The organism is Streptomyces sp. NPDC028289 (assembly GCF_055565975.1).
The window spans coordinates 1-6741 of the sequence record NZ_JBVHTI010000028.1 but is presented as its reverse complement, the minus strand read 5'-3'; the positions used below and the strand labels follow the sequence as shown (position 1 = coordinate 6741).

The window sequence follows — 6741 nt, the reverse complement described above, 5'->3', positions numbered from 1 at the left end:
TGTCGACGTGGGCCTGGAGTTCGCGGGCGTGGTCCGTGTCGCCGCGCAGGGCGGCGAGCAGACCGAGGTACGCCCGGCTGTGATGGGCGAACAGCAGGTACCCGTGGGCCGAGGCCAGTTCCAGCACGGTCCAGGGCGCACCGACACCGTCGAGGAAGGCGTCCACCACCATGTCGGCCGCCTGCGCCGGACTCGGATGTGACTGCGTGCGCGGAGCGAGGGTCACCAGCGTGACGAGCAGCGCCCCCGCCCAGCCCGTCGGCCGGTCCCGGCGCAGCAGCCCCTCGGCGGCGGCCCGTTCCAGGAAGGCGTCCACCTCGGCGACATGCGCGTCCCGCCGCCGCCGGATGGCGTCGTCGGTGAGCATGCGGGCGGGGTCGACCGGCCGGCTGCGGTTGACGGCGACCACGTTCTCGACGTACCGGTGCAACGCGACGGCCACCGGTGCCTCTCGTAGCCGCGTGTCCGCGATGGCCCGCTCGACGGCTGTGACACGGGACTCGTGGACGGCCGCGAGGAGGTCCTCGCGGGAGGTGAAGCGCCGGTAGGCGGTGCGCCGGTCCACACCAGCCGCGGAGGCGGTGCTCGCGACGCTCGCGCCCGGATCGGCGGCGAGCATGCGCGCGCCGGTCGTCAGGACGGTGGCCAGGTTGCGTGCAGCGTCGACCCTCATGACAAAAGAGTAGCTTCAGTGAGACCGATGAGCATTGGAGTGCTGCACTTATGTGCATCTAGCATCCATAAATGCTACATTGAAGTGTCACTTGAACTTCGCGGGACGGAAAGAAGAACGCACATGATCACCTACGACCGGCTTTTCATCGGAGGTTCCTGGGTCGAGCCGAGCGCCCCGGAGTTGCTCGACATCACCTCGCCGCACGACAGGTCGGTGGTCGGCCGTGTCGCCCAGGCCCGGCCCGCGGACATCGACCGCGCGGTGGTCGCGGCACGGGCCTCTTTCGAGACCGGTGAGTGGCGTCTCACCCCGCCCGCACAGCGGATCGCGGCCCTGCGCAGGTTCAACGCGCTCCGTGAGGAGAACGCCGAGAAGATCGCCCATCTGATCTCCCTGGAGAACGGCTCGGCCGGCTGGTTCACCCGCGCCGGGCAGCCCGGCCTGACCCGGCAGGCCAACGCCTATCTCAAGGCGGCGGAGGAGTTCGGCTGGGAGGAGACCCTGGCGCCCTCCGACCCGGCGTCCCCGGTGCGCAGCGTGGTGCGCCGGGAGGCGGTCGGCGTCGTGGCCGCGGTGATCCCGTGGAACTCGCCGTTCTCCTCCGCCACCTCGAAGATCATCCCCGCCCTGGTCGCGGGCAACTCCGTGGTCCTCAAGGTGTCCCCGGAGAACTCGCTGAGCATGGGCTTCCTGGCCGAGCTGCTGGAGCGGGTCGGCCTGCCCGAGGGTGTGATCAGCGTGCTGCCCGCCGACCGGGAGACCAGCGAGCACCTGATCTCGCACCCACAGGTCGACAAGATCGCCTTCACCGGGTCGACGCGGGCCGGCCGCCGTATCGCCGCCATCGCGGGCGAGCAGCTGAAGCGGGTCAGTCTGGAGCTGGGCGGCAAGTCCGCCGCGATCATCCTGCCGGACGCCGACATCGAGAAGGCGGTCACGGGCCTGAAGTTCGGCTCCCTGCTCAACAACGGCGAGTCCTGCATCGCGCAGACCCGCATCCTGGCCCCGCGCGAGCAGTACGAGGAGGTCGTGACGGCGCTGAAGGAACTGGTCGAGTCGCTGAAGGTGGGCGACCCGAACGACCCCGACACCTTCATCGGCCCGATGATCCGCCCCGACCAGCAGCAGCGCGTACGCGACTACATCCAGCTCGGCATCGACGAGGGCGCCCGCCTCGTCACCGGCGGCCCGCAGGTCCCCGAGGGACTGGAGAAGGGCAACTACGTCACGCCCACCGTCTTCGCCGATGTCGACAACTCCATGCGGATCGCCCAGGAGGAGATCTTCGGCCCGGTCCTGGTCGTCATCGCGTACGACGACGAGGACGACGCCGTCCGCATCGCCAACGACTCCGAGTACGGCCTCTCCGGCGGTGTCTGGTCCGCCGACGAGGAACACGCCCTGGCCGTCGCCCGCCGCGTCCGCACCGGCACCATCACGGTCAACGGCGCCTCCGTCGCCTTCGACGGTCCCTTCGGCGGCTTCAAGGCCAGCGGCGTGGGCCGCGAGTACGGAGCGGTCGGCCTCGGCACCTACACCGAGTACAAGACCATCACCGTCTGAACCCGCCCGACGGCGCGGCCGGCCGGGCGCACGGAGGAGAAGCCGTTCGTGCGGCCCGGGTGGGAGCCGGACGCCGACGGCGCCCGGCAGGGCAGCCCGCGCACTTCCCGGCCCTGCGCGTCGCCGGCGGACGGCCGTACCGCCCCGCCGGGGGTCTGGCCGTCCGGGCCGGACCGACGCCTGGACGAGTCACCGCCGCTCGTGTTCGCCCGGTTCGCGCCGCCGGGCCGGCCGCCGCGATGCCGCCAGGGGCCCGGAACGAGGGTGGCACAGGAACCACAGGGACCGAGTTCTGGAACATGAGTTCGGGAACTGGCGCCCCATGGGACGCCACGGCAGACGCCGGCCGTATCCCGTGACGCGCAAGCACGGCCGGGCACCGGCACGTCCGACACCGATGTCCGGCGCCGGGACTCCGCGACCGTGCGGCTCCGCCGGGACTCCGCGACCGCCGGCGCGGGACCCGCCTTCGCCGCAGCCCTGGGAGACAGCAGCCCGACGACCGGCCTCGACCGCCCGGCCCCGGCACTGCTGATCGGGCCGGAGCGCGACCTGGAGTTCGTACGGACCCACCTCACCGGCTCCGCGATCCAGGGCACGGCCCTGCTGACCGGCGAGGCGGGCATCGGCAAGCCCGCCCTCCTCGACGTGGTCGCGGCGCAGGCCAGGCCCGAGGACACCCGTGTGCTGCGGGCGAACGGCGTGCAGTTCGAGACGGACGGGCCGCTCTGCCCGACGCCCTGGACGCTCTCCGGCCGGAGGACGCCGGCCCGCGGCGTCCCTGAGCGCCCAGTCAGATGACGTATGCGTTCGCCCGCCCCCAACCGCACACTGGCGGGGGGAACGCCCTGGGACCGTCGTGCCGCCGGCTCCGTCGCCGGCGGCACCCGATGCCGAAGAGCAGCGCGAAAGAGAACTCGGATGTACGACACCTCAGACAGCCACCCGGACATCCACTGGCCGTCCGGTTTCTCCCCTGCCGACGCCCACAGCTTCCACCGGGCGCAGGCTGTCGTGCCCGGCCCGCCCGAGCGGTCCTTCCAGCTGCTCACCGACGTGGCGAACTGGCCGAACTGGGTGCCCGGGTGCGAGGAGGTGAGCTCCGTCACCCTGACCCAGACCTTCGAGGTGGTCTGGGCGGGGCACCGGTTCGAGGTCTTCGTCGGGGAGAGCGTGCCGCCCCGCCGGATCGGCTGGCTGGGCATCGGCGGCGGCGTGATGCTGTACCAGGCGTGGCTCCTCACCGAGACCGGGGACGGTACGGAGGTCGTGGTGGAGAACGCCGTCCGCGCCGACGCCCCCCGGTCCTTCGACAACCTGTCCGACGCCTGGGCCGAGCGGCTGAACGAGCTGTGGCTCGCCCAGCTGGGCAAACTGTCGGAGCACCTGCCCGACCCGGACCTGGACCCGGCACCGTGACCGTCCGGCGGCGCCGCCGTCAGGAGCGGTCCAGCGGAGACAGGTCGTCGCTCCGGGCCGCCCTGAGCAGACTGTTGTAGGTCCGCCTGAGGAGAATCGCCGACTGGCAGCGGCCGGCACCGCTCGTACAGGGACGGCAGGTCCGTACGTGTTCCTGAACGATCGAGACCCACGCAGGGTTCACACTTCTCTCACAGGACGTGTGTCGCGGACGTGTGCGGCCACCGCACGGCCGTGGGCTACTGCACGGCCGGAGCCGACTCGCCGTCGGGCTCCGTCCCGCCGCGCGGCCCCGTTCACCCGCCGTCGTGTGCGGCGGACCCGGCCTCCGGCTCCGCAAGGTCGTCCAGTCGAGCGCGGATCTGGACGGCGCGTGCGACCTGAAGGCTGTCGAAGAGGTCCGCCGCCCGGTGCCGGCAACCGCGGGCCCGTTCCGTGTCGCCGGCGCGCAGGTGCGCGGAGGCCGGCTGATCCCACACCCCGGCCTGGCCGTAGGTGTCGAGGACCTCTTCGTACAGGCGCAGCGCGCTCTCGTAGTCGCGGACGGCCGCGCCGAGATCGCCCAGGCTCTGCCGTGCGAGACCGATGTTGGCCAGGGCGAGGCCCTCGGTGCGGCGGTCACCGGCCGCACGCGGCATGGGAAGCGCCTCCTCCCCGGTGACTATGGCCCCCAGGTGGTCGCCCGCCGCGTCGAGAATGGCCCCGAGTCCGACCAGCGCGATCGGGATCTTGTCCTGCAATCCGTGTGTCTGGTAGAGCGCGAGGGCGTCGCGCTGGTGCTGGAGGGCCTCGTCGGTACGTTTCTGCTCGAAACGGAGCCAGGTGAGGTTCTGTTCCGCGCGGGCCCGACGGGCCGGTGGCAGGCGGTGCAGGTGCCGGAGCATCTCGGCCGGTCGGTCGGCCTCCTGGCGGCCCGTCTCGACGAGGGCCCGTGCGACGTTCGTCCAGGTTTTGATCTCGGCGATGGTGTGCTCGACGCAGATGTGTTCGGACGACTGATGTCGGCGCGCACGCTGGTAGACGGTGATCTCGTCCGCAGAGGCGGCTTGGCTAGGCTTGGGCGGCGGGACCATGATCCGCTTCGGGTCGAGCTTGGCCAGGCCCTGGTAGCCGGAGTCCAGAGACAGTTCGACTTGGGGGAACTGGCCGAGCAGGTCCTCAATGCCTTCGGTCTTGAGCGCGGTCTGGTCGTGCATCCTGCCTGGCCGGTGGACGCCGACCCACAGCGGACGGCCCTCGCCGTCGGAAGCGACGGTGCACTTGTGGGTGTTCTGCCGCCGCTTGCCTGAGACGAACCGGCGCCTTCCGGTCCGGTGGGCCGCGGGTCGGCGGACCTGGATTTCGGTGCCGTCCAACCGCAGGCGCACGCCCTCGGCCTGCGCATAGGCGAAGACGTCGGCCAGGGTGCGCAGGCGGAACCCGGTGGGGGTAGCGAAGCCGCGGGCGGCCAGCAGCGGCCTGATCTCTCCGATGGCCTTGGTCACGGTGCACCGGTCGACGTCGAACAACTCGGCCAGGGCCGCGTGGGTGAGGTCCAGCCGCAGGTGCGCGCGGGTGACCAGGACCCGGTCTACGAAGACCAGCCCGTGCCGGCGGCCCGCGCCTGCGGCCCGAAGGCGTTCACCGTGGCGTCGCTCGTGCAGTCGGCTCTCGCGTTGAACTGACCAAGGCCCGGCCAACTCCTCGATCAAGTTGCCGAGATGTGCACGCGACAGGCCCGTGAAGGCAGAATGAGACAGGGCCGTACGGGCCCATTGCGACGACACATCCAATGAACCCTACGGCCCTGTTCACGTTACGGCCTGACGCCTCGCTGATCGCACGCAACCGACGACGAGCTGGACATCGCCACTGTGACAGTCCTGAAGATCAGATCTAGTCGGGTAGCGCCCTCAGTCCTCGGGGTCGCGCAGCCCGACGCAGTCAAAGGCCCAAAAGACCTCTGAGTAGACGAAGGTGCCCGTCATCCACGCCTCGTGAGCCGACAACCGGGCGACCTGAAACGCGGCTTCAGGGATACGCAGCGACGGCGAACGGAAGCCCACCGCGCTGGCACCTTCGAAGCCGCGCGTGCCGTAGTAGCGCGGCGAACCCTCCAGGAATACCAACGGCACACCCTGGCTGTCGGCCGCCTCGAGGGCGTGGGCGATGAGCTGCGTACCGATGCCCTGACGCTGGAACTCCGGGACCACGCCCAGCGGTGACAGCGACAGGACGTCCACGATCCGACGCGGAGCATCCAACCGCGTCGCGCTCAGCAGGACATGCCCGACGACCCGGTCATCAACAACAGCGACAAAGGACATCGGCGCCAATGCAGCCTCCGCAACGCGAAGTGCCTCCACGAGCCCGGGAACCCGATCGCTGTCACCGAAGGCGCGCGTATGAACCTCGCGCACATCTCGGTGATCGTCAGCGGTCTCTTGCCGGATCACCAGCCCGGCACCACCGGGAGCGATACGGGAGCCTTCAGGCGCATCGTGTGATGTCATGGCCGCGAGGGTAGATCGCGGGGCGGCTCATGCGCGAGGCAATTGCGCACCAGGTCGTAAGTGTGCGCACCGTCCGCAGGACGCTCTCCCGGCCTCGGAAGACGGCCAGGTCGGGCGGCAACTGCCGGGGAATCTCCTGGGTACGGCGGCCGGCGGCCCGTACCATCCGCTGACGCTCGGCCTCGCTCGGCTCCAGGGCGTCCAGCAGCTCGGTCAGCGTCGTCTGCCGCGGCAGGCTCCTGCCGCGCTGCCGCGCTCCATGTCGCTGATGGCCCGGACACTCACCCCGGACGCCTCGGCGAGTGCCTCCAACGTCAGAAGAGCCCGCTGCCGCGCCTCACGCAGGAGGCGACCGAACGTCTCCTCGCCAGCCATTCCGTCCCCGGTGTGCCCGTCAGACCTCTGGGGGACGCAGCTGTGTTCCCCGGACCGCGGAGACACCTAGCAGTTCTGGAATGACGTCGCGATAACGGTCTCGGATGCCGAACTAACCAGTGCGGGTGAGGCGTGTTTGGCCTGGTCGTGGTCTGCTTTCAGGCGGTGACGGTGCGGTCGGAGACGAGGCTGGCGATGGCGCGGTAGGTGTCGGGC

6 protein-coding genes and 1 pseudogene are annotated in these 6741 nt (G+C 70.6%); 3 read left to right on the top strand and 4 right to left on the bottom strand.

Annotated elements, in window-relative coordinates; all coding sequences use genetic code 11:
• Positions 1 to 136: 136 nt before the first annotated feature.
• A pseudogene (locus ACZ4UV_RS51935) lies at positions 137 to 619 on the bottom strand (TetR/AcrR family transcriptional regulator); the annotation flags it as partial.
• 177 nt (positions 620 to 796) lie between these two features.
• Between ACZ4UV_RS51935 and ACZ4UV_RS51930 the strand changes: the two are divergent.
• From ACZ4UV_RS51930 to ACZ4UV_RS51920, 3 genes are all read left to right on the top strand, one after another.
• A complete protein-coding gene (locus tag ACZ4UV_RS51930) occupies positions 797 to 2239 on the top strand; it encodes an aldehyde dehydrogenase (protein WP_451022496.1) in 1443 nt (480 codons plus the stop codon).
• Positions 2240 to 2662: 423 nt separating this feature from the next.
• A complete protein-coding gene (locus tag ACZ4UV_RS51925) occupies positions 2663 to 3040 on the top strand; it encodes a hypothetical protein (protein ID WP_467850226.1) in 378 nt (125 codons plus the stop codon).
• A 120-nt stretch (positions 3041 to 3160) separates the two neighbouring features.
• A complete protein-coding gene (locus tag ACZ4UV_RS51920) occupies positions 3161 to 3658 on the top strand; it encodes an SRPBCC family protein (RefSeq protein WP_451022494.1) in 498 nt (165 codons plus the stop codon).
• 296 nt (positions 3659 to 3954) lie between these two features.
• Here ACZ4UV_RS51920 and ACZ4UV_RS51915 read toward each other — a convergent pair whose 3' ends face one another.
• From ACZ4UV_RS51915 to ACZ4UV_RS51905, 3 genes are all read right to left on the bottom strand, one after another.
• Positions 3955 to 5349, bottom strand: a complete 1395-nt coding sequence (locus tag ACZ4UV_RS51915; protein ID WP_467850223.1) for a transposase family protein — start codon at positions 5347 to 5349, stop codon at positions 3955 to 3957.
• Positions 5350 to 5550: 201 nt separating this feature from the next.
• A complete protein-coding gene (locus ACZ4UV_RS51910; RefSeq protein WP_451022497.1) occupies positions 5551 to 6093 on the bottom strand; it encodes a GNAT family N-acetyltransferase in 543 nt (180 codons plus the stop codon).
• Between the two features lie 270 nt (positions 6094 to 6363).
• A complete protein-coding gene (locus ACZ4UV_RS51905) occupies positions 6364 to 6525 on the bottom strand; it encodes a helix-turn-helix domain-containing protein (RefSeq protein ID WP_451022492.1) in 162 nt (53 codons plus the stop codon).
• Positions 6526 to 6741 lie beyond the last annotated feature (216 nt).

Coding starts and splice junctions, on each gene's coding strand:
- ACZ4UV_RS51930 (WP_451022496.1), top strand. CDS start 797: ATGATCACCTACGACCGGCTTTTCATCGGAGGTTCCTGGGTCGAGCCG.
- ACZ4UV_RS51920 (WP_451022494.1), top strand. CDS start 3,161: ATGTACGACACCTCAGACAGCCACCCGGACATCCACTGGCCGTCCGGT.
- ACZ4UV_RS51905 (WP_451022492.1), bottom strand. CDS start 6,525: ATGGCTGGCGAGGAGACGTTCGGTCGCCTCCTGCGTGAGGCGCGGCAG.